The sequence below is a fragment of the Cupriavidus sp. 2TAF22 genome (genome assembly GCF_052115045.1).
Classification (GTDB): Bacteria; Pseudomonadota; Gammaproteobacteria; order Burkholderiales; family Burkholderiaceae; genus Cupriavidus.
This window is the reverse complement of the sequence record NZ_JBFRFX010000015.1, coordinates 98,782-123,942: the sequence shown is the minus strand read 5'-3', so window position 1 is coordinate 123,942 and position 25,161 is coordinate 98,782. Positions and strand designations below refer to the sequence as shown.

General features: G+C 68.2%; 25 protein-coding genes and 1 pseudogene. 11 read left to right on the top strand and 15 right to left on the bottom strand.

Going from position 1 to position 25,161, the window contains the following annotated elements; all coding sequences use genetic code 11:
- Positions 1-190: 190 nt before the first annotated feature.
- Complete coding sequence (locus AB4Z48_RS19930; RefSeq protein WP_441617033.1) at positions 191-1,201, top strand: GlxA family transcriptional regulator; 1,011 nt, start codon at positions 191-193, stop codon at positions 1,199-1,201.
- On the opposite strand, the gene AB4Z48_RS19925 is transcribed toward AB4Z48_RS19930, so the two are convergent.
- Positions 1,202-1,882 carry a TetR/AcrR family transcriptional regulator gene (locus AB4Z48_RS19925; RefSeq protein ID WP_441617031.1) on the bottom strand — a complete coding sequence of 227 codons (681 nt, stop codon included), beginning with the start codon at positions 1,880-1,882 and terminating at the stop codon, positions 1,202-1,204.
- 414 nt (positions 1,883-2,296) lie between these two features.
- Here AB4Z48_RS19925 and AB4Z48_RS19920 point away from each other — a divergent pair, with 414 nt between their 5' ends.
- Positions 2,297-3,382 (top strand): ferritin-like domain-containing protein, encoded by a 1,086-nt coding sequence (locus tag AB4Z48_RS19920; RefSeq protein ID WP_441617029.1) that lies wholly within the window; start codon positions 2,297-2,299, stop codon positions 3,380-3,382.
- A gap of 81 nt (positions 3,383-3,463) precedes the next feature.
- On the opposite strand, the pseudogene AB4Z48_RS19915 reads toward AB4Z48_RS19920, so the two are convergent.
- The 3 genes and pseudogenes from AB4Z48_RS19915 to AB4Z48_RS19905 form a co-directional block, all read right to left on the bottom strand.
- Positions 3,464-4,161: pseudogene (locus tag AB4Z48_RS19915) on the bottom strand (oxidoreductase).
- 113 nt (positions 4,162-4,274) lie between these two features.
- Complete coding sequence (locus tag AB4Z48_RS19910) at positions 4,275-5,501, bottom strand: MFS transporter (RefSeq protein ID WP_441617027.1); 1,227 nt, start codon at positions 5,499-5,501, stop codon at positions 4,275-4,277.
- Between the two features lie 75 nt (positions 5,502-5,576).
- Positions 5,577-6,314 (bottom strand): Gfo/Idh/MocA family protein, encoded by a 738-nt coding sequence (locus tag AB4Z48_RS19905; RefSeq protein ID WP_441617025.1) that lies wholly within the window; start codon positions 6,312-6,314, stop codon positions 5,577-5,579.
- A 342-nt stretch (positions 6,315-6,656) separates the two neighbouring features.
- Between AB4Z48_RS19905 and AB4Z48_RS19900 the strand changes: the two genes are divergently transcribed.
- Positions 6,657-7,787, top strand: a complete 1,131-nt coding sequence (locus AB4Z48_RS19900; RefSeq protein WP_441617023.1) for an alkene reductase — start codon at positions 6,657-6,659, stop codon at positions 7,785-7,787.
- Positions 7,788-7,818: 31 nt separating this feature from the next.
- On the opposite strand, the gene AB4Z48_RS19895 is transcribed toward AB4Z48_RS19900, so the two are convergent.
- On the bottom strand, positions 7,819-8,748 hold the full coding sequence (locus AB4Z48_RS19895; RefSeq protein WP_441617021.1) for a LysR family transcriptional regulator: 930 nt from the start codon (positions 8,746-8,748) through the stop codon (positions 7,819-7,821).
- Positions 8,749-8,992: 244 nt separating this feature from the next.
- On the opposite strand from AB4Z48_RS19895, the gene AB4Z48_RS19890 reads away from it, so the two are divergent.
- The 4 genes from AB4Z48_RS19890 to AB4Z48_RS19875 all read left to right on the top strand — a co-directional run bounded on the left by AB4Z48_RS19890 (position 8,993) and on the right by AB4Z48_RS19875 (position 12,731).
- A complete protein-coding gene (locus AB4Z48_RS19890) occupies positions 8,993-9,403 on the top strand; it encodes a cupin domain-containing protein (RefSeq protein ID WP_441617019.1) in 411 nt (136 codons plus the stop codon).
- Positions 9,404-9,480: 77 nt separating this feature from the next.
- Positions 9,481-10,458 (top strand): tripartite tricarboxylate transporter substrate binding protein, encoded by a 978-nt coding sequence (locus AB4Z48_RS19885; RefSeq protein WP_441617114.1) that lies wholly within the window; start codon positions 9,481-9,483, stop codon positions 10,456-10,458.
- A 106-nt stretch (positions 10,459-10,564) separates the two neighbouring features.
- Positions 10,565-11,551: a tripartite tricarboxylate transporter substrate binding protein gene (locus tag AB4Z48_RS19880; protein ID WP_441617017.1), complete on the top strand. Its 987-nt coding sequence runs from the start codon at positions 10,565-10,567 to the stop codon at positions 11,549-11,551.
- Positions 11,552-11,558: 7 nt separating this feature from the next.
- Positions 11,559-12,731, top strand: a complete 1,173-nt coding sequence (locus AB4Z48_RS19875; RefSeq protein WP_441617015.1) for an acyl-CoA dehydrogenase family protein — start codon at positions 11,559-11,561, stop codon at positions 12,729-12,731.
- A gap of 192 nt (positions 12,732-12,923) precedes the next feature.
- On the opposite strand, the gene AB4Z48_RS19870 is transcribed toward AB4Z48_RS19875, so the two are convergent.
- The 5 genes from AB4Z48_RS19870 to AB4Z48_RS19850 form a co-directional block, all read right to left on the bottom strand.
- On the bottom strand, positions 12,924-13,082 hold the full coding sequence (locus tag AB4Z48_RS19870) for a DUF3309 family protein (protein ID WP_441617013.1): 159 nt from the start codon (positions 13,080-13,082) through the stop codon (positions 12,924-12,926).
- 80 nt (positions 13,083-13,162) lie between these two features.
- Entirely contained in the window at positions 13,163-13,345 is a 183-nt protein-coding gene (locus AB4Z48_RS19865; protein WP_441617011.1) for a glycine zipper 2TM domain-containing protein, read from the bottom strand.
- Positions 13,346-13,567: 222 nt separating this feature from the next.
- Complete coding sequence (locus tag AB4Z48_RS19860; protein ID WP_441617009.1) at positions 13,568-14,428, bottom strand: NAD(P)-dependent oxidoreductase; 861 nt, start codon at positions 14,426-14,428, stop codon at positions 13,568-13,570.
- A 186-nt stretch (positions 14,429-14,614) separates the two neighbouring features.
- Complete coding sequence (locus AB4Z48_RS19855; RefSeq protein ID WP_441617007.1) at positions 14,615-15,388, bottom strand: GIN domain-containing protein; 774 nt, start codon at positions 15,386-15,388, stop codon at positions 14,615-14,617.
- A 148-nt stretch (positions 15,389-15,536) separates the two neighbouring features.
- Positions 15,537-15,716: a hypothetical protein gene (locus AB4Z48_RS19850; RefSeq protein ID WP_441617005.1), complete on the bottom strand. Its 180-nt coding sequence runs from the start codon at positions 15,714-15,716 to the stop codon at positions 15,537-15,539.
- Between the two features lie 259 nt (positions 15,717-15,975).
- Here AB4Z48_RS19850 and AB4Z48_RS19845 point away from each other — a divergent pair, with 259 nt between their 5' ends.
- The gene (locus AB4Z48_RS19845) at positions 15,976-16,359 is read left to right on the top strand and encodes a hypothetical protein (protein WP_441617003.1); all 384 of its coding nucleotides are present in this window, start codon (positions 15,976-15,978) and stop codon (positions 16,357-16,359) included.
- Positions 16,360-16,404: 45 nt separating this feature from the next.
- Here AB4Z48_RS19845 and AB4Z48_RS19840 read toward each other — a convergent pair whose 3' ends face one another.
- From AB4Z48_RS19840 to AB4Z48_RS19825, 4 genes are all read right to left on the bottom strand, one after another.
- The gene (locus AB4Z48_RS19840; protein ID WP_441617001.1) at positions 16,405-16,908 is read right to left on the bottom strand and encodes a phasin family protein; all 504 of its coding nucleotides are present in this window, start codon (positions 16,906-16,908) and stop codon (positions 16,405-16,407) included.
- Positions 16,909-17,116: 208 nt separating this feature from the next.
- Positions 17,117-18,148 (bottom strand): tripartite tricarboxylate transporter substrate binding protein, encoded by a 1,032-nt coding sequence (locus AB4Z48_RS19835; protein ID WP_441616999.1) that lies wholly within the window; start codon positions 18,146-18,148, stop codon positions 17,117-17,119.
- 233 nt (positions 18,149-18,381) lie between these two features.
- A complete protein-coding gene (locus AB4Z48_RS19830; RefSeq protein ID WP_441616997.1) occupies positions 18,382-20,571 on the bottom strand; it encodes a cation:proton antiporter in 2,190 nt (729 codons plus the stop codon).
- 190 nt (positions 20,572-20,761) lie between these two features.
- Entirely contained in the window at positions 20,762-21,688 is a 927-nt protein-coding gene (locus AB4Z48_RS19825; RefSeq protein WP_441616995.1) for a LysR family transcriptional regulator, read from the bottom strand.
- A 134-nt stretch (positions 21,689-21,822) separates the two neighbouring features.
- Here AB4Z48_RS19825 and AB4Z48_RS19820 point away from each other — a divergent pair, with 134 nt between their 5' ends.
- Together AB4Z48_RS19820 and AB4Z48_RS19815 are read left to right on the top strand one after the other, a co-directional pair.
- Positions 21,823-22,797, top strand: a complete 975-nt coding sequence (locus tag AB4Z48_RS19820) for a 3-hydroxyacyl-CoA dehydrogenase family protein (RefSeq protein ID WP_441616993.1) — start codon at positions 21,823-21,825, stop codon at positions 22,795-22,797.
- A gap of 48 nt (positions 22,798-22,845) precedes the next feature.
- Positions 22,846-23,688, top strand: a complete 843-nt coding sequence (locus tag AB4Z48_RS19815; RefSeq protein WP_441616991.1) for a 3-keto-5-aminohexanoate cleavage protein — start codon at positions 22,846-22,848, stop codon at positions 23,686-23,688.
- A 44-nt stretch (positions 23,689-23,732) separates the two neighbouring features.
- Here AB4Z48_RS19815 and AB4Z48_RS19810 read toward each other — a convergent pair whose 3' ends face one another.
- Positions 23,733-24,002 (bottom strand): copper resistance protein CopQ, encoded by a 270-nt coding sequence (locus AB4Z48_RS19810; protein ID WP_441616989.1) that lies wholly within the window; start codon positions 24,000-24,002, stop codon positions 23,733-23,735.
- Between the two features lie 492 nt (positions 24,003-24,494).
- Between AB4Z48_RS19810 and AB4Z48_RS19805 the strand changes: the two genes are divergently transcribed.
- On the top strand, positions 24,495-25,157 hold the full coding sequence (locus AB4Z48_RS19805) for a CDP-alcohol phosphatidyltransferase family protein (protein WP_441616987.1): 663 nt from the start codon (positions 24,495-24,497) through the stop codon (positions 25,155-25,157).
- Positions 25,158-25,161: the final 4 nt, after the last annotated feature.

The following is a 25,161-nucleotide window of genomic DNA, read 5'->3' as shown; positions in this document are numbered from 1 at the left end:
GTTGTGCTGCCCGCCATGTCGTGGCAGGGGCTGCAGGATGTGGAAGATATGCATCATGCTAAGTAGCGGTTCCCGGCAACAGAACGAATTTGTTGGCACAAGCTTGCACGGGCAGCGCTTTAGGCGGTGGGTGCATATCCTTGTACCTGTCCGGCGAGGCACTTGCCGCACCGGGTTAAGATCGCCGGTTTTGATTGCGGACAGGCCAATGCAAGCGCAGGAACTCACCGCCCCGCGGCGGGTGGATATCGTGGTGTACCCCGGCTTCAAGGCGATGGAGGCGGTCGGCCCGATGACGGTGTTCGACTACGCCAATGTGCGCCTGGCCCAGCGCGGGCAGCCGCCGGCCTATGCCACGCGCGTGGTGGCGCTGGAGGCCGGGCCGGTGCGCTCCGACACGCTGATGACGCTGGAGGCCACGGCCCGGCTCGATACCGTGTTGCTGCCCGATATCGCGTTGATCGTGGGCGCGCGCGATATCGAGCGCGCCATGGCCGAGGCGCAGGGCATCGTGCCGTGGGCGCGCGCAGTGGCGCCGCGCATCGGCCGGCTGATCGCGCTGTGCTCGGGCACCTTCTTCCTGGCTGCGGCGGGCGTGCTCGACGGGCGCCGGGCCACCACGCACTGGAGCGTGGCGACGTTGCTGCACCAGCGCTTCCCGGCGGTGGAAGTCGATGCCGACGCCATCTTCATCCGCCAGGGCAACCTGTGGACCTCGGCCGGGGTCACCGCCGGCATCGACCTCGCGCTGGCGGTGGTGGAGGAAGACCTGGGCCGCGAGCTGGCGCTGGACCTGGCGCGCGAACTGGTGGTCTATCTCAAGCGCCCGGGCGGGCAGTCGCAATACAGCCTGCACCTGGCCAGCCAGGCGACCAGCCACGCCGGCATCCGCGGCCTGCAGGACTGGATCCTGTCCGACCTGGCGCACGATTTCACGCTGGCGGAAATGGCGGCGCGCGTAGCCATGAGCGAGCGCAATTTCCGGCGCGTGTTCGCGAAAGAGGCAGGCGTCAGCCCGATGGCGTTCGTCGAGTCGGCCCGCATCGAAGGCGCGCGCCGCCTGCTGGAGCAGGGCGACCTGCCGCTCAAGGCGATTGCCGCACGGACCGGCTTTGGCTCCGACGAGGGCCTGCGCCGCGCCTTCCTGCGGCAACTGGGCATCACCCCGAGGGACTACCGCGAACGGTTCGGCAGGGCCTGACTAGGCCGGCTCGTCGGCCGGCAGCGCGAGGTAGCGGTGCAGCATCCCGGTGAGCCGGTGCTCCAGCAGCGGATCGTCCAGGTCCAGCCCGCTGGGGGCATGCAGCACGATGCTGGTCAGCGCGCTGACGACCAGCTGGATGGCGATCCGGGTCTCGGCTTCCTGCCGTGCAAAGCGCCCGGGCGGGATATGCCGGGCCAGGCGCGGCACCATCGTGTCGAGCATGCGCTGATTGGCCTCGCGAATGGGTTGCCACAGCGGGTTCTGCGCCGGCCCGTGCCGCATATAGGCCGCGAACAAGCCTCTGTGCCTGCGGAGCTGACCGGCATAGAAGCCGACGACGCGGCCGCAGATGACGGCGGCCGGCCCTGTCGTCCAGGCCGCATCGGTGGCCAGGGCGAAGTCGAGCGCGGCGCGCAGCTCGGCCAGGGTGTCTTCCAGCACCAGCGCACAGAAGGTCTCCTTGTCGGAGAAGCGCGCATAGAAAGCGCCGACCGAAGTGGAGGCGGCCCGGGTGAGATCGGCGAGGGAGAAGCCGGTCAGGCTCCCGGCCTCGTTGATCAGTGTCCTGCCCGCCGACAGCAGCGCCTTCAGGGTGGCTTCGCTGCGCTCTTGCTGCGGCTGCTTCATCCCGGCGCGCGGGGCCGCCGATGCGCCCGGGGTCGTGGTTTCGGATGTCATGGGTCAAAGGTGAATGCCAGCGGTTCGCCCCGCGGTTTTTCCTGCTCCCGGCGGCCAGGAGCGCGGCCTGGAGCGCAGCCAGTTGCGCCGCTGCGCCGCCCTGTCCACGTTTACCCGGAAGGCGGCCCGCCGCGCGGCACCGCAAGCCAGGGATTGCTGCGACGCACGCAAAAGCCCGGGCGTGCAGGGGAGCATGTCTGCGGCTTCCCGAATCATCTGCGCGACGGCCAATTGGTGCAACTGCATGAAGCGCCCGCCGCGCGCCCGCGGCCCCATGCGGTCCTTGATATAAGAAGAAACAGAATTATGATTCTGTTTATAGCCGGACCCGAGAGCAAGTACAAGACCGATCCCACCTCCGGCAAAGAATGGCGTGGAGACTGGTCGATCCCCATGAACGCCAAAGGAGACTGCATGTCATCGCTTCACCGCTACACGCTGCCCGTGGTTCAGACGGGCTGGTCGATCGGCAGCCAGGTGGCCACCGAGTTCAACTGGGAGTACGACAACGAGGGCTCGAAGCTGCTGCAGCTCTACGAGACCGGCAAGAAGCACCAGTGGAACGCTTCGGACCGGATCGACTGGTCGCAGGAACTGGATCCCGAGAACCCGCAGGAACTCGACGACCGCATGATCCCGATCTTCGGCACGCCGCTGTGGGAGAAGATGGGAAAGCACGACCGCATCGAAGTGCGCCGTCACCAGCAGGCACATTCGCTGTCGCAGTTCCTGCACGGCGAGCAGGGGGCGCTCATGGTGTCCGCGCGGATCGTCCAGATGGTGCCCGGCATGGACGCGAAGTTCTACGCGGCCACGCAGACCATGGACGAAGCGCGCCACGTCGAGGCGTACTCGCGCCTGCTGCACGAGAAGGTCGGCATCCTCTATCCCATCACGCCGGGGCTCAAGTCATTGCTCGAGAGCGTCCTGACGGACTCGCGCTGGGACTTCTGCTACCTCGGCATGCAGGTGCTGGTCGAGGGGCTGGCGCTGGCGGCGTTCCAGCGGATCCGGGACTATTCGAAGAATCCGCTGGCGGCGTCGATCAATGCGTACGTCATGCAGGATGAAGCGCGCCATGTCGCCTTCGGGCGTACCGCGTTGCGCGGCTACTATCCGCAGTTGACCCAGGCCGAGCAGAAGGAACGCGAAGACTTCGTGATCGAGGCCTGCTACCTGATGCGTGACCGTTTCGACCAGAAAGAGGTATGGAGCCGCCTCGGCCTGCCGGAAGACGAGTGCGCGAAGGCAGTGCGGGAGTCGGATACGATGCGGCAGTTCCGCCAGCGCCTGTTCAGCCGCATCGTCCCGACGGTCAAGGACATCGGCCTGTGGAGCCCGCGCGTGCAGAACGCGTTTGCCGACATGGGGGCCATCGAATTTGCCAATATCGATGTCGAGGCGCAATTTGCCCAGGACCACAAGATTGCCGAGGAGTTCGATGCGCGCCGCCATGTGATGGCCTCCATCGACAGCGCGCAATCGCCTGCGGCGAACTGACGCCGCAACGCCGGGCCCGCGTGCGGGGAGGCGGGAGGCGCCTCCCCGCAGCGCATGCCGGTCGGCGCTGTCCGCAGCGGCTTATCCGGCCTCGCTTGCCAGCGCATCTGGTGCGCCGGCCTCGCCGTATTCGGGGTAGTCGACATACGCGCGCTCGTCGCCGCCCCAGAACGCCGAGCGGTCGTAGGGGGCGAGTGGCAGGTCGCGCCGCAGGCGCTCGGGCAGATCGGGATTGGAAGCGTAGAAGCGGCCGAATGCGAACAGGTCGGCATCGCCCCTGGCGAGAATCGCATCTGCGCCAGCCTTGTCGAATCCGCCCGCGGCGATCACCGGTCCCTTGAAGATCTTGCGCAGGAACACCGCGGCCACCGGCGGGCGATCTGCATCGAGCGTCTCGACGCCCATCACGCGCGGCTCGACCACGTGCAGGTAGGCCAGCCCGAAGCGGTTCAGCTGCCCGGCGGCATAGGCGAAGGTGGCTTCGGGGTTGCTGTCGGAGATCGCGCCCCATTTGCAGCATCGGCGATCCTGCGCCAGCCGGCGATGTGCCTGTCTTCATAGATGCCCGGGCCGCCGAGGTAGCCGCGGCCCGAGCGCAATGTGTGTGACGACTCGGTGATGATCAGCCCGCCTTCCGAGGCGCGCTGGCTGTAGTACCGCGCCATCATCTCGCTCGGCGTGTCGTCCGGATCGGAACGCAGGCGGGTCATGGGGGCGTGGACGATGCGATGCTTCAGGCTGTAGGGGCCAAGCTGGAGGGGGGAAAAGAGCTTCGACATGGTGGGTTCTGGTTCTGGTTCTGGTTCTGGTTGTGGTTGTGGTTCTGGTTCAGGCGGGCGCTGGTTCGGCAATCCGTGTCCGGCGATCGCAACGGTCGGATGCCATGTGGGTGTCAGGTCGCGGCGGGACATGGCATGGCTGGCTTGCGGCTGCGCGTGCGCAGCAACGCGACGGAAAGGCCCAGCGCGGCAATCTCGCAGAGGCCCGCGACCCAGCCGAGGTCCGCCACCGAAGCCCTGGCGACGACGATGCCGCCCAGGGCCGCGCCGGCCGAGAAGCCGAGATACATGAACGAGGCATTGAGCGAGAGCACGATCGGGGTCGCCTGCAGGCCGGCGAGCGCCACCAGCCTGGCCTGCTGCGCGGGATAGAAGGCCCAGTGCGCCAGGCCCCAGGCAGCGACCGCGCCGAGCACCGGCAGCGTGGCGCTCGACGGCGACAGGAAGTCCGCGCTGAAGGACAGCGTCAGGAAGGCGAGCGCCGAGAGGCCGATGGCCGGCACGATCACGCGCGCGGCCCCCAGCTTGTCGGCCAGGCTGCCACCGGTCATCACGCCGATTCCCGCGGCCACGCCCCACAGGAACAGCACGGCGCTGATCTGCGTGCCGCCGAATCCGGCGACCTGCGCCAGGAACAAGGCGAGGTAGGTGTAGACGACATAGGCACCCGTGGCCCACAAGGCGGTGCTGATCAGCGTCAGCAGGATCACCGGCCGCTTCGCCACGGCGAGGCGTTCGCGCAGCGTGGCCGTCGCCACGCCGGCACCGATGCCGCGCGGCAGGCCGCGCGCCAGGCCGAGCGTGGCCACCACGGCGAGCGCGGCGATCGCCAGGAACGTCATGCGCCAGCCGAGCCGGTGGCCGATGGTGGCGCCGAGCGGGACGCCCAGTGCGATGGCGACGGTGATGCCGCCATTGACGACCGCGATGGCACGGCCGCGGCGCTCCGGGCCGGCGATGACGCTGGCCAATGCATTGGCGCCGGGCACGAACAAGCCCGCCGCGCCTGCCAGCAGGATGCGCGCGGCCATCAGCGCCAGGTAGCCCGGTGCCGCCCAGGCCAGCAGGTTGGCCGCGGCGAAGGCCGACATGCTGAGCAGCAGCAGGGTGCGCCGGCCCAGGTTGCCGGACAGGGCCGTCAGGACCGGCGAGCTCAGGCCGTAGGCCAGCGCGAACACCGTGACGAGCTGGCCCGCGGTCTGTACGCTGACGCTGAGATCCGTCGCCAGTTCCGGCAGCAGCGCGGCAAGCATGAAGCCTTCGGTGCCGATGGCGAAGGCGCCGAAGGCCATCCAGTAGACGGACCACGGCAAGGCGGCTTGTGGTCGGGAAGTGTGCATTGATGGAGCGTTCATGATGGGGTGCGCTTGATGGGATGCGCTTGATGGGATGCTTCGGGACGAGGCGACGATGGCTCAGGGCACGTCGGTACGCCGGCCGCTTGCGGACGATTCGGCAGCCGCGTCGAGCAGCCTGTGCATGCGCACGGCGTCCTCGAAATCCGGCGCCGCGACCGAGCGGGGCCACCCCGTGGCATGCAGCAACATGTCGAGGAAGTGGCCGGCATAGATGGCGATCACGCTGGAGAAGTTCTCCGGCGGCGCCGTCCAGCGCAGCGCAAGCGGCCTCAGCGCCTGGAAGTAATTCATGCTGACGTGCATGCGCACGGAGCGCAGCTTGCCCACGTAGCCCTGCGCCAGCAGATCCCGCAGGTAGCGGTTGTGTGGCGCATGGCGGCGCTGCAGGCCAGCCACGTGGCGTACGCCCCGGTCTTGCGCCAGTTGCAGCAGTTGTTCCGAAGCCGCGGTGCTGGTCGAGAGCGGCCATTCGCAATAGACGTCCTTGCCGGCGGCGATGGCCGCGCGCACGGCGCTCTCATGCTGCGGGGCGGTGGTAAGGACGATGACCAGGTCGACCTCGGGATGCGCCACGAGTGCTTCCAGCGAATCGGCGACGTGCAGGAAGCCGTATTGCCTGGCAGCTGCCGTTGCGGCCTCGCGCCGCTGGCTGTAGATGGCCGACAAGGCATAGCGGTCGCGCAGCAGGCTCAGCACGCGCAGGTGGCCGTGCCGTGCCCAGTTGCCGATGCCGATGATGCCGACGCGGATGGGCGCGCCGCCCGTGGCGCGTGCGGCGATGGGGTGTGAAGTCATGATGCCTCTGGATCCGTGCTTGACGAGGAAGGCAGTCTAGGCGCGGGGAGGCAAAAGAAAAACGCTCGCGGACTCCGAACACTCTGGAGCGCCATGGAAGTAATCGGGGGCGGCCCCGGCAGGCGCCACTGCCCTGGCCGGGGGTGACTTTGGACACTGGTGTCCGCAGTGATTTGCCTGCTGGCCCTCTACCGCCGCGGCCGCCGGGCGCCAGATCGGGTCATGAGGCCGGCGCCCGCTGCTGCAGGCAAAGCAAGGGGCGGCGGCACCGGGAGATCGCATTCCGTGCACAACATTCCCTGCACGATATTCACTGATATTCACTGCCAGGAGTCCATCATCATGACCAGCAAGCTCTATACCCCGACCCGCATCGGTGCCGTCGAACTCACGCATCGTGTCGTCCAGGCACCGCTCACGCGCTTGCGTTCAGAGCAGCCCGGCGATGTGCCCGGTGCGCTGATGGCCACCCACTATGGCCAGCGTGCCTCCGAAGGCGGCCTGCAGATCGCCGAGGCAACCACGGTCTCCGTGGTGGGCCGTGGCTATCTCGGCGCACCCGGCATCTATTCGGACGCGCAAGTCGAAGGCTGGCGCAAGGTCACCGACGCGGTGCATGCCAGGGGCGGCCGCATCTTCCTGCAACTCTGGCATGTCGGGCGCCAGAGCCATGTCGACATGACCGGTGGCGTGCCGCCGGTAGCGCCTTCGGTGGTGCCGTTCGAACAGGTGGTATTCACTGCGCACGGCTGGGTCCCCGTATCGCCGCACCGCGCGCTGGCGCTGGAAGAAATCCCGAGCATCGTCGAAGAGTTCCGCCAGGCTGCGCGGCGCGCCATGCGGGCGGGCTTTGACGGCGTGGAAGTCCACGGCGCCAACGGCTACCTGCTTGACCAGTTCCTGCAGGACGGCACCAACAAGCGTACCGATGCCTACGGCGGGCCGGTGGAGAACCGCGCGCGCCTGCTGCTTGAAGTGGTCGAGGCGGTGGCTTCGGTTTGGGGCGGCGACCGCGTGGGCGTGCGCATCGGGCCGAGCGGGACGTGGGCCTCGATGTCCGACAGCGATCCGCAGCAGACCTTCGGCTACGTTGCGCAACAGYTCAATCGCTTCGGGCTGGCCTATCTGCATGTGATCGAGCCGCGTATCGCCGGCGGCGAGGCGCCGGAAGAGGGCAAGCCGCCGGTGGCCGCCGCCCAGATCCGCGCGCTGTTCAAGGGCCCGATCATCGCGGCGGGTGGCTTCGAGCGTCACGACGCGCAGGAGATCGTGGAGCGCGGCCACGCGGACCTGGTCGCGTTCGGCCGCCATTTTTCCGCGAACCCGGACCTGCCGGATCGCCTGCGCCAGGACCTGCCGCTGAACCCGTACGACCGGGATACTTTCTGGGGCGGCGATCAGCGTGGCTACAACGACTTCCCGACCTATCCGGAGGCCCGGGAGCATCAGGACGGGAATCGCCAGGCCGCCTGATCCGCCTACTTGCCGGGAGCGCGTGGCGGGCCTAGGCTTGCCGCGCGCGCGCACCCGGCGGGCGCGTTGGCTTCTGTTCAGGCAGCAGATGCTCGACCAGATAGTCGACGAACACCCGCACCTTGGGCGACAGGTAACGGCTGGAAGGCCACACCGCGCGCAGCCAGCCGGTGTGATCGAGGTAATCGTCCAGTACGCTGACCAGGGTGCCTTCGGCACGCTGCCGGCGCACGGAGTAGTCCGGCACGCAGACGATCCCGAGCCCCTGTTCGGCCAGTTCCACCAGCGGTTCCACCGAGCTTGCCGTGGCGGAAACCGGGAGCTCGAAGTCGGGGTCCGTTGCATCCGCCGCGAACGGCCAGCGCTCGAGCTTGCCGCTGGTCGGGAACTTGTGGTGCAGGCAGGCGTGGGACTTCAGGTCGTGCGGCCGGCGGGGGACGCCCGCACGCTTGAAGTACGCGGGCGAGCCGAACAGTTTCAACTGGTACTGGCTCAGCGTATGCGCCGACAGCCGGGTGTCGCCTACATCGCCGGTGCGTACCACTACGTCGAAGCCTTCTTCGATGACGTTGACCAGGCGGTCGCTGAAATCGAGGTCCATCTCGATCTCGGGATAGGCAGCCATGAAGCGGCCGACCACCGGCGTCAGCACCGATCCCACCAGCGGCATGCTGACGCGCAGCCGTCCACTCGGCGCGCCGCGCGACTGCGCCAGTTCCAGTTGCGCGTTTTCCAGCTCCGCGAAGATGCGCTTGCAGCTTTCCAGGAAGATCCCGCCTTCGGGCGTCAGCGAGATGCTCCGCGTGCTGCGGTGGAACAGCCGCACATGGAGCCGCTCCTCCAGGCGCGCGACCGTCTTGCCGACGGCGGATGGCGAGACCCCGAGCTGCCGCCCCACCTCGGTGAAGCTGCGCGCCTCTGCCGCGCGCACGAAGACATTGAGGGCCGCCAAGTTGTCCATGATCGTTCCAGTCCGCCCAGGTGCTATGTCGTGCACTGGATTCTATATCGGCAGGGGCGGGCGCGCGGCGAGGGGCCCGGCGCGTCCCGCCGTCCGGCGCGGTGTCTGCGGGCCGCCTTATTTCCCCATAAGTAGTTGACTAGGTTTTTCACATGTATAAAATCTAGTTCACAAACATGAAAATAGCCGGTCCCACACGTTCATGCTCCATCAGCGTGCAGCGCGGCCGGCAAGGAGACGATCGATGGCCTCATCGCCAACCCCGCTGCCCGCGCAGCCAAACTTCTTCGTCCGTACCGAGGATGTCGCCGGCTATCACCCTGCCAATCACGTCGGCACGCTGAACCGCCGCATCATCGGCCGGGAGAACGTGGGCGCCACCCAGCTGGAGGTCATCCACGGCACCATCGAGCGTGGCAAGGGCGCCTTGCCGCACGCGCATCCCGGCATCGAGCAGGTCTGCTACATGCTGGAGGGCAGGGCACGCGCCGAGGTGAACGGGCTTTCGCGCGAACTGGGCCCAGGCGACTGCTGCTTCTTCCCGGCCGATGCCATGCATGTATTTACCGTGATCAGCGACGAGCCGGTCAAGTTGCTGGTGATCTACGCCCCGCCTTACGAGGAATCGCCGCAGCGTGTGATCCGTCCGGCCTGAGCCTTGCCGCCCGCGGCGCGGGTGTGCGCTTGCGACGTTCGTAGTTCAAGCCTGGAAGGAGATGCAGACAGATGCAGATGACCTTGTCTTCCCGACGCCGGTGGCTGTTGTGCGCGGCGCTATTGACCTGCCTGCCGGGCGCGGCCTGGAGTGACGGCTACCCCAGCAGGCCCATCCGCATGGTGGTGCCGTACGCGCCGGGCGGGGCCACCGATGTCGTGGCGCGGCTGGTCTCGCAGAAGCTGGCGGAGGCGTTGAAGCAGCCGGTGGTGGTGGAAAACCGCCCGGGCGCCAACGGCATCATCGGCACCGACGCGGTGGCGCGCGCCGCGCCCGATGGCTACACGATCCTGCTCAATACGGCCGGCGCGCAGACCCTCAGCCCGGTGCTCTACAAGGCGGGCTACGAGCCGCTCAAGAGCTTTGCGCCGATCAGCCTGATCAGCAGCATCGGCTTTGTCATGGTGGTCCATCCCTCGGTGCCGGCAAAGACGGTGCAGGAATTCGTGGCGCTGGCGCGTGCCAAGAGCCGGCCGCTGAGCTTGTCGGCGGGCAGCAGCATGATCGAGCTGATCGGCGAGACCTTCAAGGCGACCGCCGGCACGCCGGACGTGGTCAGCGTGTCTTACCGCGGCACCGGGCCGCAGATGCAGGCGGTGGTGGCCGGCGAGGTGGACATGACCATCGATCCGTTCAACGCGATGGCGATGATCCGCGCCGGCAAGCTGCGGCCGCTGGCGGTGCTGTCGCCCAGGCGTTCGCCGGCGCTGCCCGATGTGCCCACCATGCAGGAAGCGGGTATCCAGGGGCTGAACTTCAATTCCTGGGCAGGCTTGCTGGCGCCCGCCGGCACGCCCAGGGAGATCGTGGCGCGGCTGAACCAGGAGATCGTGCGCATCGTCGCGCAGCCCGATATCAAGGCGCGGCTGGCAGCCATCGACTATGAGGCGGTCGGCAGCACGCCGGAGCAGTTCGCCACCATCATCGCCGACGACGCCGCACGCTGGGCCCGGCTGGTCAAGGACACCAACTACAAGGACAAGACCGCGCCTTGAGCGTGGCCGTCGATCACGCATGGCCGGCGCGACCCTTGCAGCCGGCGGCAACGGGACGCAGTGGGGATCAACCCGGATACGGCCGGAAACAACAGGAGACAAAGACATGGCAATGTTCACCACGCGGCGGCGCGCGGCTTTCTTATCGTTGGCGCTGGCGGCGGTGCCGTTTGCCGCACCGCATGCGGCAGCCGCCGACGCCTATCCCACCAAGCCGATCCGACTGGTGGTGCCGTTTGCCGCCGGCAGCGGCACCGATGCGGTGGCGCGCATCACCGCCAAGGAGCTGGGCGACGCCCTCAGGCAGAACGTGGTGGTGGATAACCGCCCGGGCGCCAATGGCGCCATCGCCGCCGAGATCGTCGCGCAGGCGGCGCCGGACGGCTACACGCTGTTCATGACCACGAACACGACGCACTCGGCCAATCCTTCCCTGATGAAGAAGTTGCCGTACGATCCGATCCGCGATTTCACGCCGGTGGCGCGCATGGGCAACCTGCCGTTCATGCTGGTGGTCAACCCCAAGCTGCCGGTCAGGACGGTGCCGGAGCTGATCGCCTATGCGCGCACGCATCCGGGCATGTCCTACGCCAGTGGCAACAGCACCGGCATCGTGTCGGGTGCGACCTTCGGGCGCCTGACGCAGCTGGACCTGCTGCACGTGCCGTACAAGAGCACGCCCCCGGCCATGACCGACGTGATCGCCGGGCAGGTGCCGATGATGTTCGTCGACGTGGCGGCTGGCATTGCCAACGTCAAGGCTGGCAAGCTGCGCGCGCTGGCGGTGACCACGGCGCAGCGCAGCCGGCTGTTGCCGGATCTGCCGCCGCTGGCCGACGCGCCGGAACTGAAGGGATTCGACATCACCTCGTGGAACGGCGTGTTCGCGCCCGCGCATGCGCCGGCCGAGGTGGTCGACAAGCTCAACCAGGCGCTTTCGCGCATCGCTTCGAGCAAGGAAGTGGCGCCACGCTTCGAGGCGCTGGGCTTCGAGGCATTCGGGCAATCGCCCAAGCAGTTCTCCGGTTTCGTGGCCGGCGAACTGGTCAAGTGGACCAAGCTGGTCAAGGACGCCGGCATCCAGCCGGAATGAGGCAGGCATGAACTTTGAAAGAACCCCCGAGCAACGCGCCATCGTCGAGGCGGTGACGCAATTGTGCGGCGACTTCGGCGCCGATTACTGGTCGGGCCTGGACGAGCAAGGCAAGTTTCCCGAAGCCTTCCACCAGGCCATGGCCAAGGCCGGCTGGCTCGGCATTGCCATGCCCGAATCCTATGGCGGTGCCGGGCTGGGCATCACCGAGGCGGCGCTGATCATGCAGGCGGTGTCGGCCTCCGGCGCCGGTTTCTCCGGTGCGTCCGCCATCCACATGAATGTGTTCGGGCTCAATCCGGTGGTGGTGTTCGGCAGCGCGCGCCAGCAGGAGGCTGCGCTGCCGCCGCTGATCGCCGGCACCGAGAAGGCGTGCTTTGCCGTGACCGAGCCGGACGCGGGGCTCGACACCACGCATCTCAAGACCCAGGCCGTGCTGTCGGCGGACGGCAAGAGCTACCGCGTGGACGGGCGCAAGATCTGGATCTCCACCGCGCAGGTGGCCGACCGCATGCTGCTGCTGGCGCGCACCACGCCGCTGGACAAGGTGGCCAAGCCGACCCAGGGGCTCAGCCTGTTCTACACGTCCCTGGACCGCAAGCACATCGAAGTGCGCGAGATCCACAAGATGGGCCGCGCGGCGGTGGACTCGAACATGCTGTTCATCGACGGGTTGCAGGTGCCGGTGGAGGACCGCATCGGCGAGGAAGGGCGCGGCTTCGAGTACATCCTGCACGGGCTCAACCCGGAGCGCATCCTGATCGCCGCGGAAGCCGTGGGCCTGGGCCGCGCGGCGCTGGAGGCGGCCACCCGCTACGCCCGCGAGCGCACCGTGTTCGGCCGGCCGATCGGCCAGAACCAGGGCATCCAGCACCCGCTGGCGCAGGCCTGGATGGCGCTGGAGGCGGCAGACATGATGGTGTGGAAGGCCGCGTGGCTGTACGACCAGGGCAAGCCCTGCGGGGCCGAGGCCAACACCGCCAAGTACCTCGCCGCCGAGGCCGCGCATCAGGCCTGCCAGACCGCGGTGCTGACGCTGGGCGGCATGGGCTATGCGCGCGAGTACCAGGTGGAGCGCTACCTGCGGGAGTCGTACATCCCCCGCATCGCGCCGGTCAGCGCCCAGCTGATCATGTGCCATATCGCCGAGCGGGTACTGGGTTTGCCGAAGTCGTACTGAAACCGAAGGCACGGAGCGAAGGCATCCGCGTGCCGGGGCGGGACGTGCGGGCCGCGATTCTTTAGCGTTTATCCTGGCAATCCCGCTCCTGGGCGTCTCATTCTTTCAGCGATGAAAATAATAAAAAACGCGCCGCTGGCGACAGCGGCGCGTTGTGCTTTTCCCTGCAAGCTGTTTCTTCCATCCCTCGTCCTACAATCGGCCCATCACTAGCAGAACCACCACGACCAGTACGACGAGGCCAAGGCCGCCGCTGGGGTAATAGCCCCAGCCTGTGCTGTACGGCCAGGCCGGCAGCGCGCCGAGGAGCAGAATGATCAGAAGGATAAGCAGGATCGTGCCGATGGCCATGATGGGCTCCTTTTCGGTTGGATTTCCGTTGTTGGATTTCCGTTGTTTCCAGCGGTAGTGCCTCGCTTGCATGCCCGGGCTTACTTGCCCAGCTCGTGGCCGATCACACCGCCGGCGACGGCGCCGCCGACCGTGGCGGCAGTGTTGCCGTGCGAGAGTTCATGCCCCGCCACGCCGCCAGCCACGGCGCCGGTGGCGGTGCAGCCATTCAGGCCCATCAGAAGTGCGGCACCCGCGATGAGCGCGCTGGCAAGTCTCAACATGGCGGTCTCCTGCATGCATGATTTGCGATGGCGGTGCAGGCGCGCGGTACGCGTCTGCCATGCATCCAAGATAGCTGGGCGCGACGGCGCGCCCAGCAGGTCATGCGCTGATATGGATGTAGGAATTGGACGACGCCGCGTGTGCGGCGCCGCTAGCCTGGAAGCGGCGGGAGGGGAAATCGAGCTGCGCGAACCAGCCCCGGCGGGGCGGCCGGCAAGCGATCAGCGCAGGCGCTTGATGAGCGAGGAGGTATCGGCGCGGCCGCAGCCGTCCTGCTGCAGGTCGGCATAGAACTGGTCGACCACGGCGGTCACCGGCAGGCTGGCGCCGTTGCGGCGTGCTTCGTCCAGGCACAGGCCCAGGTCCTTGCGCATCCAGTCCACCGCGAAGCCGAAATCGAACTTGTTCTCGACCATGGTCGGGCCGCGGTTCTCCAGTTGCCACGAGCCCGCGGCGCCCTTGCTGATGACGTCCAGCACCACCGGCATGTCCAGCCCCGCGCGCTCGCCGAAGGCGATGGCTTCGGACAAGCCTTGCAGCAGCCCGGCAATGCAGATCTGGTTGACCATCTTGGCCAGCTGGCCCGCGCCGGCGCCGCCGATGCGGGTGACGGCGCGCGCGTAGGCGCCCAGCACGGGCGCGACGCGGTCGTACGCGGGCTGGTCGGCGCCGCACATGATGGTGAGGATGCCCTTCTGCGCGCCCACCTCGCCGCCCGAGACGGGCGCGTCGACGAAGTGCAGGCCGCGCTCGGCGGCGGCGGCATACAGCTCGCGCGCCACATTGGCGCTGGCGGTGGTGTGGTCAACGAAGACACAGCCGGCCGGTGCCTGGGTGAAGGCGCCGTCGGCGCCGGTCATCACCGCACGCAGGTCGTCGTCATTGCCCACGCAGGAGCAGACTGCTTCGGCATCCTGCGCGGCGAGCGCCGGGGTGGCCGCGGATTTGCCGCCGAACTCGGCCACCCACTGCGTGGCCTTGCTTGCCGTGCGGTTGTAGACCGTGACCTGGTGGCCCTTGGCGGCGAGATGGCCCGCCATGTGATAGCCCATGACGCCGAGGCCGATAAATGCAACACGCATGACTGGAAAGCTCCCTGACCGGCAGGCCAACGTCGTGCGTTGCCTGCCCTTGGCGCGGGGCAGCCGTTGCGGGGCGCCCGCAGAATGAGAAAACCGGGCGGTAAGCCCGACGAAGCAGCGAATGCTGCCATTCTTGCACTGCAACGTCAACCGCGCCTGCGGCGCATTCCTGGCCCGGGCGCGCGGCTATTCGAACGACACCTGGCCGGAGCCGGTGCGGCTGACATGGCGCTGCATCGGCCGGCCGCGGACGACGATCTGACCGGAACCGGCGAGCGCGATGCTGGCCTCGTCCGAGGCAATGCCGAGAATGCGGCCCGAGCCGCTGAGCCAGGCGTCCAGCCGGCTTGCCCGCAGCGCGCCGGCGTCCACGTTGCCCGAGCCCGAGAGGGCGGCCCGCACTTCGCCGGCCTGGCCTTCGGCCACGATGGAGCCGGACCCGGAGAGCTCGAGGTCGATGGTGGCCTCGCGCAAGCCGCTTGCCCGCAGGGAGGCGGCCCCGGGAATGCTGACCGCCTGCAGCGACGGCGCGCCGATGGCGACCTTCAGCGGCGCCGCCAGCACGACCGGCGCCTTCAGGTCGATCGACAGGCGGCCGTCGGCAACGGTGGTCAGCACCAGCGGCAGCACGTCGGCCGGGCCGGTGATGGCCACCGAGAAGCCGGGATTGGCCGCAGGGCTGACCGAGAAGACCGCGGTGACCGGCGCGTTGAGCTGCACCCCCGAGAATGCGCCCGGATGGCGCAGCTCGGTCTTCTCCGGGCCGCTTGGGCGGAGCGCCTCTTGCGAAGAAACCACCTGGCCGTTGACGATGACCACGCTGCTGCTGCTGCTGCCCGAGCCGGGCGTGGACACCGTCGTGCTCTGGTTGACGATCACCGTGCCCTGTTGCGCCGTCGCGCTGCCGCAAAGGCAGCAGGTGGCCAGCGCGCAGACGCGTAGCAGAGTAGTGCAGGCCATGGCTATCCTCGGTTGGGGAAGCAGGACAAGGGCGGGCTAGCCTGCCGTTTGCCGGCTGTCCGCCGGTTCGGTCGCCGGGCCTGTGGTGGCCGGGCGCGCGTCAGCGTCCCGGTGGAAGGTGTACTTGTCCTTGCCGGTCCTCTTGGAATCATAGAGGGCTTCGTCGGCTTTGATCAGGGCGTTGGCCAGCAACCAGCATCGCCCAGATCGGACGGGCGGCTTCATCGATGCCGTCGAGCACCATGCGTGCGCCGGCGCAGAAGGCGACCACGAAAGCGAAGTTGAGGACTTCGAAATGCCGGGCGCGACGCATGAACGGCACGGCCACGGTCAGTGCCGAAACGGTGTTGGCGCGCGCCGCGGGTCATCGCGGCAGGCCATCTCCGGCAGTCGTGCAAGGCGCGGCAAGCGTCGCCGGGTGGCTTGGTGGTACGGCACTCACAGTACCGCGCGGCGAGGTTTCCCGCACCTTGTGCGCGTGGCTATGCTTAAGACGTAGTACGGCAACCGGCGCCGGCAATCACATGACGACGGCATGCCGATGCCTGGCGCGGGCATTGCGCGCTGGCGGTTGTGCAGGAGGGTGTATGAGAACGCTGGGCTTGCTGTTTGCCACATCGCTGGCGATAGCGCTGCCGCTGCGCGCGGGTGCGGCAGGTTGCCAATATGACATGCAATGCAAAGGGGAACGGATTTGTCAGCAGGGCCAGTGCGTCGCCCCACCCGATGACGATGGCACCGACGGCGGGAGTGCGGCGTCCCGCTCCGCCCAGGTTCCTCCCGCAAGCTCGGCGCCGGCCTCGGCGCGCATGACCAAGAGCGCGCCGGCCCCGAGCGAGCCACGCTTTTGCTGCACGGTGGCCGGCAAGCTCAGGCCCTACGGCAACATGTCCTCCGACACCGCCGTGGGCGATGCCTGCCAGGGTGCGACCAACTCCGGCAAGCCCGTTCCGGGCACGGCCTGCCAGTGAGGAGGACCGCCGGGAGGGCAAGCGCGGAGCGGCTGCGGCAAGCGCTTAAGCAGATGCCTGCGTGGCGCCGCTGCCATTGCTGCCTGGGGCCGGCAGCAATGGCGCCGCGCCAGGCAGGTACGCCGTGACCCACTTGGTCATCGCGTCGCCCATGGCCGGCAACACGTTGCCCTGGTCGGGCAGGAAGTCGCGGCCCATCAGGCACCACTGGAACGGGTCGCTGCCGCTTATGGCGGCGAATTGCTGGTGCAGCCCCTGCGTCCATTGCAGTTGGGCGGCGTTGATGATTTCGTTCAGGCTGTTGAGATAGGCCGCCATGCGCTGGCCCATCACATCGGCCATTTCCGGGCGGAACGTGCCGAAGGTAAACGGCTGTGCCGCGGCTTCGGCCGCATACTCAGCGCCTTCCGCGAACAAAGCCTGTGCTGTTTGCGCGTTCAGTGCGCCGATCTTCTCCGCTGCTTGTGTCCATGTGTCGGCAAGGCCGAAAAACGGGTCCGGGAACGCCAGGTGTGCTTCGACAGAAGTGGAGCGAGGGGGTTGCGCCATTGAAAATCTCCGAGGGCGATGCCGGGCGCCTGCGGGGATTCCGCAGGCGGCACCAGAGCCTGCTGCGCCGCAGCATCGCTGCTAGTCAGCATAGGCGTATTCGACGCGGAGTCAAGAGCTGCAACATGCCCACGGTCCGTGTGGGCTGGCCGGCACCGGGGCGGTGCGGCCGCCATTTAGGGCGCTGCGGCCGGCTTTCGTTCCGCGTTTAGTCCGGCTTGACGCCGGCTTCCTTGATCACTGCGGTCCATTTCGCCAGTTCCGCCTTGATGCGCGCCTGGGTCTGCGCCGGCGTGGTCCAGGTGGCGATCGCTCCCTGATTGAGCAGCGATGCCTTGACCTCGGGCTCGGCCAGGATCTTCTTCAGTTCACTGTTGATCCGGTCGATCACGGGGGCCGGGGTGCCGGCCGGCGCGACAATGCCGAACATGGAGTTCACCTCGAAGTCCTTGAGGCCTGCCTCGCGTGCCGTGGGCACGTCAGGCAGCGCGGTGACGCGCTCACTGGTGGTGACGGCGAGCGCGCGGATCTTCCCGCCCTTGACATAGGACTGGGCCGCCGGCACGGTTTCGATCATGCTCAGCACCTGGCCGCCGATCAGGTCGGTCATGGCCGGGCCGCTGCCCTTGTAGGGCACGTGCAGCATGTCGACCCCGGCCATGCGCTTGAACATCTCGCCGGCCAGGTGCTGGGGCGAGCCGTTGCCGGCCGAAGCGAATGTGACGGCGCCGGGGCTGGCCTTGGCCAGCGCGATCAGCTGGGGCAGGCTGCCCGCTTTCACGGTGGGGTTGACCACGAACACCAGCGGCACGTTGCCGACGATCGAAATCGGCGCGAAGCTCTTTTCGATGTCGTAGGACACGCGGCTCTTGTACAGCGCCGCGTTGATGGCGTGGCTGGTCAGCGCGCCCATCAGCAGGGTGTAGCCGTCGGCGGGAGCCTTGGCCACCAGCTCGGCGCCGATATTGCCGGCCGCGCCCGCGCGGTTGTCGACCACCACCTGCTGGCCGAGCGCGGTGGAAAGATGCTGGGCCAGGGTGCGGCCGATCACGTCGGTGGCGCCGCCCGGCGGGTAGGGCACCACGAGGCGGATCGGCTTGGCGGGATAGTCGGCGGCGGCAGCCAGGCCGGGGCAGGCGGCGCCCGCCAGCAGGGCGCCGGCGCTGGCCAGCGCGCTGAGCAACAGATGGCGCCGGGGCGCGGAAACGCTGCGGCGAACAGAGCGTCGGAAGCCAGTCATGGGGGATCTCCTGCGCCGGGATGGTATGAGTTGGAATGCTGGCCGCTGCGGTCGCAGCGCGGGGACGCCCGGCTCGTCAGGGCAGAGTGTAGGGGGCGCCTCTTGATAGAAGAATCAGAATTTTTCTATCGACTGATCTGTATTTCCAATCAAATCAATCAGGCTGATCCGGACGGTGCGACGTTGCGGCATTGCCGCCTATCCGCTGGAGGAAGACATCGTCTTCCTGTGAACTAATAGGGTTCGCGTGTTTCAGGCTCGGGCTGGCGCCGGGGCGGCGGCGCCGCCGCGTGGCCGGGGCCTGCCGGCGGTGCCGGACGCGCTGCGGCGTCATCCCACGCGCTGCGCAGCGGTGGCCGCGGCAGGTTGGCCTGCCAGGCCCGCAGGATCACCTGGGCGATCTGGTTGTGGGCCTCCTTGGAAATCACATTCTCCTCGCGCATCGCCTCCAGCGAGCGCTGTCCTTTGCGCAGCGCGAACAGCATCAGCAGGCGCTTCTCCAGCGCCAGCGTGTAGCTGCCGAACTGGGCGCGCATCTCGTCCAGCCCGCCCTGCACCGATTTGGTCCGGTCTCCCAGCACGCCGTCGAGCACCGTGGCCAGGCGGGCGCCGAACACCGGCGTGAGCAGTGAGCGGTTGTATTGCCGCAGGCGTTCCAGCACCGTCTGGCGGCACACCAGCAGCTCGAAGCGGTCGGCCAGCGCGCGCGCCAGCGGCCGGTCGATCGACAGGCGCTGGTGCAGGAACAGCGCCACGCGGTAGCCGCGCTGGTAATCCAGGATGTGGCGCGCGGCGCGGTTGTAGCCCAGGCGCCCCTGTTCGCGCGCGGCATCGATCATGCGCGTGGTGTTGTGCACCATGGCATCGAGGTTGGCGACCGAGATCACGCCGTCGCCATATTCCGGGATCAGCTCGCGCTCGCGCGTGGCCAGCGTGACCAGCCCGATGCTGAGGCGGTCGCGCTCGGACAGCGCGCTATCGAAATCGAACTTCACCGACCCCAGCTCGATCTCGCGCCGGTATTGCAGCGCGACCTCGCGCGCGGCTGCTGGCGGCAGGCCGAAGGTTTCGGCGATGCGGTTGAGCGTGGCCTCCACCTCTTCGGTGGAGAGCTGGATGGCCTGGCGCTGGAGCGCCTGGTCCTGCGGCGACAGCCGGTCCAGGCCGAGCTGGCGGATCAGCCAGCGCAGCGTGGTGCCGTTGAGCAGCAGGCTGACCAGCACGAAGCCGGTCGCCAGGATGGCGATGAAATGGCGTGATTCGATCGGCAGCGCGTCGTTCTCGGCGATGCCCAGCGCCAGTACCAGCGTGACCGCGCCACGCAGGCCGCCCCAGGCGATCGCCAGCTTGTAGGCGCCGTTGATCGGCGCGCTCAGCTTGAGCCAGGACAGCAGCGGCAGCAGGCCGAACAGCGCCAGCAGGCGCGCGGCCAGCGCGGCCAGCACCAGTACCGCCAGCAGCACGCCGTGGTGCAGCGTCACCCCGGCCAGCATCGACGGCACGCGCACGGACGCCAGGAGGAAGACGACAGCTCCCGCGATGCCGGCGAACTGCTCCCAGATCATGCGCAGGTGGCGCCAGTTGCGCGGCCTCAGCCGCGTCGGGCCCAGCGCGCTGACCATCAGGCCGGCGCATACCACGGCCACCACGCCCGACACGCCGAGCATCTGCTCGGCCAGCAGGTACAGCGGATAGGGCAACGCCAGCGTGAGCGCGCCTTCGGCCATGGCCAGTCCGGCCAGGCGCGGCAGCAGGTCCGCCACCAGCCGCCCGGCGACGATGCCGCACAGCACGCCACCGGCGAAGGACCAGGCCAGCTCGCGCAGGCCGGCGGCCAGCGTGGCCTCGGTGCCGTGGCCGGTCAGCATGGCGACCAGCACGCCCGCGATGGCAATGGCGGCGGCATCGTTGAGCAGGCTCTCGCCTTCGACCAGCCGGATCAGCCGGGCCGGCGCGCCCACGTCGCGGAAGATGGCAATCACCGCGGCCGGGTCGGTGGTGGCGACCACGGCGCCGAGCAGCAGGCACACCACCAGGCTGGCGCCGCTGGCCAGCGCGGTGACCAGGCCGATCACGCCGGTGGCCACGATCACCGCCACGATGGCCAGCAGCAGGACGGGCGCCGCGTCCGGCAGCATGTTGCGCACGTCGGCGGTCAGCGCGGCGTGGAACAGCAGCGGCGGCAGGAAGATCCACAGATAGGCCTCGGGCGGCAGGGCCGGATCGATCAGCGGATGGAGGAAGTGCCAGGCGAACTGCGGGGCGGAGGCATCGATGGCCACGTAGCCCGCGCCGATGGCAATGCCGATGGCCGACAGCAGGGTGGATTCCGGCAGCGACAGCCTGGCCGCGGCCACCTGCACCACGGCCACGATGGCCAGCAGGGCGCCGGCCAGGATCAGGACGTCGACGACGATATTCAAGCGCGACTCCGCAACGCTGGCGCGGCCCGGTACGGCGCTGGTGCTGGCGCAGATTCTGGCGCTGATGCTGGTGGTGCTGGAGATGATGTCACTGCGGGATCCTTGGACGGCGGCTGGCTCCGACCATACCCCGAATCGCCGGGCGCTTTCAAGCGCTGTACGGTTTGCTTGCGGATTGGCCCGGGCGGCTTCAGCCGGCCTGCGCCACGCCACCACCGGCCTGCGCCAGATGGGCCCGCAGCACGCTCGCCAGCGCAGTCGCGGCCGGCGACAGGCTGCGGTTGCGCGGTGTCACCAGGCCGATCGAGCGCTCCGTCACCGGCGCGGTCAGCAGGCGCTCGACGATGCCGGGCTGGCGCACCGTGCCGGCCGCGATCTCCGGCAGCGCGGCCACGCCAAAACCGCATTCGACCATGGCCGCGATGGTGGCCAGGTGCTCGGCCTCGAAGCCCGGCTGGAAGCGGATGCGGTTCTGCAGGAAGGCCCACTCGGCGTACTGGCGCACGCTGCTGGGATGGGTCATCGACACATGCTCGGCGTCCACCGTATCGGCCCAGCGCAGCGGCCCCTTGCCTTGCGCGAGCGGGTGCGTGGCCGGGATCAGCAGCACGAAGCGGTCGGACATCATCGGCTCGTAATGCAGATCGGCCTGCTGCGGGTCCGCCGCGGTCAGCGCAAAGTCCACCTCGCCGGCCCGCACCAGGTCGAAGGCGGGGCCGGAGAGCGTGTCGTAGACCTTGAGCGCGACCTTGGGATGGTCGCGCCGGAAGGCCATCAGCACACGCGGCAGCAGGCGTGCGGCGAGCGAGGGCAGGGCGGCCACGGCGACCTGGCCCCGCTGCGCGCTGGCAATGCCGCTGACCGCGTCGATGGTGTCGCGGAAGGCTGCCTGCAGCACAGCCGCCTGCCGCATGAAGACTTCGCCAGCCGCGGTCAGCCGCACGGTGCGGGTGGTGCGGTCGAACAGGCGCACCCCGAGCGACTCCTCGATGCGCAGGATCTGGGTGGACAAGGCCGACTGCGAAAGATGCAACTGGCCGGCAGCCTGGCGGAAGTTCAGGGTCCGGCCGAGCACCAGCGTGGTCTCGACATCGCGCATCGACAGGTTGATCTTCATTGGATTGATCTCGTTTTTAGATCATTTTATCTAAAAAATCTGATTCATCAATCAAAGGGGATTGTCTACACTGGCGCTCGCACTGTAAAACGCCCGCCTAAAGCCGTCATAGCCGTCATAGAAAAGGATCTGCCATGCCACACGCCCCCGTAACGTTCCCGCTTGCCGCTCCCGGCAAGGCTCACGCCGTGGTGGTCGGCGGCGGCACCATGGGTGCCGACGTGGCCGTCGTGCTGGCGCGGGCACATTGCCGCACCACCGTGGTGGAACCGGACGCCGGGCGTGCCGCCGCCGTATCGACACGCGTCGGCGCCAATCTCGCCGCCATCGGACCGGACGCCGAGGCCGGCATGTCCGGGCTGGCGGTGGCTGCGTCGCTTGATGCGATCGACTGGAACACGGTCGACCTGGTGATCGAATGCATACCCGAGCGGCTGGACATCAAGCGTGCCCTCTTTGCCGACCTGGTTCAGCGGGCGCGCTCCGACGCCATTCTCGCCAGCAACAGTTCCAGCTTCCCCATCAGCGCCATCGGCGAGGGCCTGGCCACGCGCGAGCGCATGCTCGGCCTGCATTTCTTCATGCCGGCGCACCTGGTGCCGCTGGTGGAAGTGGTGATGGGGGCGGGGAGTGCCGAAACTGGCGCAGACGCGCTGATCGCGTTCATGCGGCGCTGCGGCATGGTGCCCGTGAAGGTGAAGAAGGACCTGCCGGGCTTCCTGGCCAACCGCCTGCAGCACGCCTTGTCACGCGAGGCGTTCGATCTGATCGACCGTGGCATCGCCTCGCCCGAGGATGTGGACGCGGCGGTGCGTTTTGGCTTTGGCTTCCGCTTCCTGGCGGCCGGGCCCGTCATGCAGCGCGACCACGCCGGCATCGACGTGCATGCCGCGGCGGGCGCGACCATGTACCCTACCTTCTGCAATGCCGCCGAGCCGGCGCGCTGCCTGACCGAGCGGGCGGCGGACGGCCGCCACGGCATGAAGACCGGCGAAGGCTTCTACCAGTGGACGCCGCAGGCCATCGCGGCCGAGCGGGAGCGCTATGACCGGCTGCTGCGCGCGGGGCTCGACCTGATCGCGCCCGAGTTGCCCGCGATCGAGCCCTGATCCGAACCTAGACCTTATCCCGCACACGCCATCCATACCGAGCGCACCATGACCGAACAAGCCCTGCTGGCGGATTCGCCGCTGATCATTACCGTAGCACCGAACGGCGCGTACAAGACCGCCGCCGACCACCAGGCGGTGCCGACCACCGCGGCCGCGCTGGCGGCCGAGGCTCGCGCCTGCCTGGACGCGGGCGCGGCCATGATGCACATGCATGTGCGCCAGCCCGACGGCCGCCATTCCCTCGATGCCCAGCTCTACCGCGAGGCGCTGGCCGCCGTGAAGCAGGCGGTGGGCGATGAGTTGCTGGTGCAGGTGACCAGCGAGGCGGCCGGCATCTACCGCGCCGCCGAGCAGATCGCCATGGTGCGCGAACTGCGTCCGGAGGCGGTGTCGATCGGACTGCGCGAAATCGCGGTGCCGGATATCGCCGAAACCGAGCTGGCCGCGTTCCTGGCCTGGCTGGCGCAGGAGCGCGTGATGACGCAGATCATCCTGTACGACGCGGCCGACGTGGAGCGCTGGCAAGCGCTGCGCGCCCGGGGGCTGGTGCCGCCGGGCGCGTGGTCGGTGCTGTTTGTGCTGGGCCGGTACTCGGCCGGACAGGTTTCGTCGCCGCGCGACCTGCTGCCGTTCCTGCAGGTGTTCGACGGTACGTTGCCGTGGGCGATCTGCGCCTTCGGCCGCGAGGAGAATGCCTGCGTGACCACCGCGGCTGCCTTCGGCGGCCACGTGCGGGTGGGATTCGAGAACAACCTGAAGCTGCGCGACGGCAGCACCGCGCCAGGCAACGCGGCGCTCGTCGGGCAGGCTGCGGATGGCGCGCGGACCCTGGGCCGCCCGCTAGCGTCGGCCGAGCAGGCCCGCCGCATCTACGGCCAGATCCGCTGAGCACGTGCCGTCGGCCGGCGAGGGCCGGGCGGCAATGAGCGCGCTCACACGCCGTCGGTGAAGCTGTCGCGCGGGCCGGTGCGGGCGCCGTCGCTGAAGGGGTTGCGCGGGCTGATGTTGCCGCCGCCATCGGTGAACGGGTCGCGCGTCCCGTGGTTGCTGACGCCTTGCGCGCCTGCATCCCGCGGCTGCCCCGCGGCCGCGCCGTCGAGGTAGGGATCCACGCTGCGCGGGGCGGCGCTGGCGAAACCGGCCGCGCCGGCCAGCGTGGCGGCCGTGGCGGCGAGCAGCATGGCTTGCTTGAAAGTACGCATCGTTCTTCTCCGAGGATTTGCCGATCGCCATCGATCGACCTTGGAGGCAAGTCTAGAAAGACGGCGGCCACGGCAACATGACCCCCGCATGACAATGCTGTCATGCATCATCCCGGCTTTCAGCCCGCGTGGCTGCACCCGGCGACGCCGCCGCGCGGGCCGAGTCCTTCCCGGGCGGTTGGCGCAATACGCTCCTCAGGCATTCCTTCTATTGCGATCCGGCGCCGCTTCTCCAATCATGTAAGTGCGCGTCGTGGCGGTACCGCGCCCAATCGTGTCGAAAATGTGCCAAAAATCTCATAAATTCTTAATGATTGGCGGAAATGCGCAATCACGCTATCCTTGCGCGATTGTGGGGCGTGCTGCACACGGGAAGGTGTCTCGGGACGATTCTGGACGCTTCTGGACGCTTCGGAGACAGGGGCGCACGCGGCTCACGGCCGCACCATCATTGATGAAGCAGAAAACATAAGGCCTGAAACGGCCGCAAACATGACGCTTTACCAGATCAAACCGAAGTTCCAGGCTCTGCTGCGGCCCTTGGTGAAGCATCTTGCCGCGCGTGGCGTCACGGCCAACCAGGTCACGCTCGCCGCCGCCGCGGGCTCCCTGGTGATCGGCGCGCTGACGGCAGCGCTGGCCTGGCTTCCGGGCGTATTCCTGCTGATGCCGCTCTGGCTGTTCCTGCGCATGGCGCTCAATGCCATCGATGGCATGCTCGCGCGCGAACACGGCCAGCAAAGCGTGCTGGGGGCTTATCTCAATGAACTGGGCGATATCGTCTCCGATCTTGCGCTGATCCTGCCGTTTGCCATGGTGGCCCCGTTCGGTGCCGGCGAGGTCATGGTGTTTGCCGTGCTGGCGGTGATTGTCGAATGCGCGGGCCTGATCGGCCCGCTGGCCGGGGCCAGCCGCCGCTATGACGGCCCGCTTGGCAAGAGCGATCGCGCCCTGGTGCTGGGCGCGCTGGGGCTGTGGGTCGGTCTCGGCCGTGGACTGGCCCCGCTGGCGCACTGGCTATTTGTGCTGCTGGCCGTGCTGTCGCTGCTGACCATTGCCAACCGGGTACGCCGCGGGGTGGCCGAGGGCACGCAGGCCCGCAGCGCACGCACGCAGCCGCCACGCACCGAACCGTCTTCCCAACCCGTGGAGTGAACCT

Excerpts from the sequence above, each read along its gene's own strand:
- AB4Z48_RS19875 (WP_441617015.1), top strand. The coding sequence starts at position 11,559 with ATGAACTTTGAAAGAACCCCCGAGCAACGCGCCATCGTCGAGGCGGTG.
- AB4Z48_RS19825 (WP_441616995.1), bottom strand. The coding sequence starts at position 21,688 with ATGAAGATCAACCTGTCGATGCGCGATGTCGAGACCACGCTGGTGCTC.
- AB4Z48_RS19920 (WP_441617029.1), top strand. The coding sequence starts at position 2,297 with ATGTCATCGCTTCACCGCTACACGCTGCCCGTGGTTCAGACGGGCTGG.
- AB4Z48_RS19820 (WP_441616993.1), top strand. The coding sequence starts at position 21,823 with ATGCCACACGCCCCCGTAACGTTCCCGCTTGCCGCTCCCGGCAAGGCT.
- AB4Z48_RS19895 (WP_441617021.1), bottom strand. The coding sequence starts at position 8,748 with ATGGACAACTTGGCGGCCCTCAATGTCTTCGTGCGCGCGGCAGAGGCG.
- AB4Z48_RS19835 (WP_441616999.1), bottom strand. The coding sequence starts at position 18,148 with ATGACTGGCTTCCGACGCTCTGTTCGCCGCAGCGTTTCCGCGCCCCGG.
- AB4Z48_RS19805 (WP_441616987.1), top strand. The coding sequence starts at position 24,495 with ATGACGCTTTACCAGATCAAACCGAAGTTCCAGGCTCTGCTGCGGCCC.
- AB4Z48_RS19810 (WP_441616989.1), bottom strand. The coding sequence starts at position 24,002 with ATGCGTACTTTCAAGCAAGCCATGCTGCTCGCCGCCACGGCCGCCACG.
- AB4Z48_RS19855 (WP_441617007.1), bottom strand. The coding sequence starts at position 15,388 with ATGGCCTGCACTACTCTGCTACGCGTCTGCGCGCTGGCCACCTGCTGC.
- AB4Z48_RS19905 (WP_441617025.1), bottom strand. The coding sequence starts at position 6,314 with ATGACTTCACACCCCATCGCCGCACGCGCCACGGGCGGCGCGCCCATC.
- AB4Z48_RS19885 (WP_441617114.1), top strand. The coding sequence starts at position 9,481 with ATGACCTTGTCTTCCCGACGCCGGTGGCTGTTGTGCGCGGCGCTATTG.
- AB4Z48_RS19845 (WP_441617003.1), top strand. The coding sequence starts at position 15,976 with ATGAGAACGCTGGGCTTGCTGTTTGCCACATCGCTGGCGATAGCGCTG.
- AB4Z48_RS19865 (WP_441617011.1), bottom strand. The coding sequence starts at position 13,345 with ATGTTGAGACTTGCCAGCGCGCTCATCGCGGGTGCCGCACTTCTGATG.
- AB4Z48_RS19870 (WP_441617013.1), bottom strand. The coding sequence starts at position 13,082 with ATGGCCATCGGCACGATCCTGCTTATCCTTCTGATCATTCTGCTCCTC.
- AB4Z48_RS19910 (WP_441617027.1), bottom strand. The coding sequence starts at position 5,501 with ATGCACACTTCCCGACCACAAGCCGCCTTGCCGTGGTCCGTCTACTGG.
- AB4Z48_RS19840 (WP_441617001.1), bottom strand. The coding sequence starts at position 16,908 with ATGGCGCAACCCCCTCGCTCCACTTCTGTCGAAGCACACCTGGCGTTC.
- AB4Z48_RS19815 (WP_441616991.1), top strand. The coding sequence starts at position 22,846 with ATGACCGAACAAGCCCTGCTGGCGGATTCGCCGCTGATCATTACCGTA.
- AB4Z48_RS19890 (WP_441617019.1), top strand. The coding sequence starts at position 8,993 with ATGGCCTCATCGCCAACCCCGCTGCCCGCGCAGCCAAACTTCTTCGTC.
- AB4Z48_RS19880 (WP_441617017.1), top strand. The coding sequence starts at position 10,565 with ATGGCAATGTTCACCACGCGGCGGCGCGCGGCTTTCTTATCGTTGGCG.
- AB4Z48_RS19860 (WP_441617009.1), bottom strand. The coding sequence starts at position 14,428 with ATGCGTGTTGCATTTATCGGCCTCGGCGTCATGGGCTATCACATGGCG.
- AB4Z48_RS19925 (WP_441617031.1), bottom strand. The coding sequence starts at position 1,882 with ATGACATCCGAAACCACGACCCCGGGCGCATCGGCGGCCCCGCGCGCC.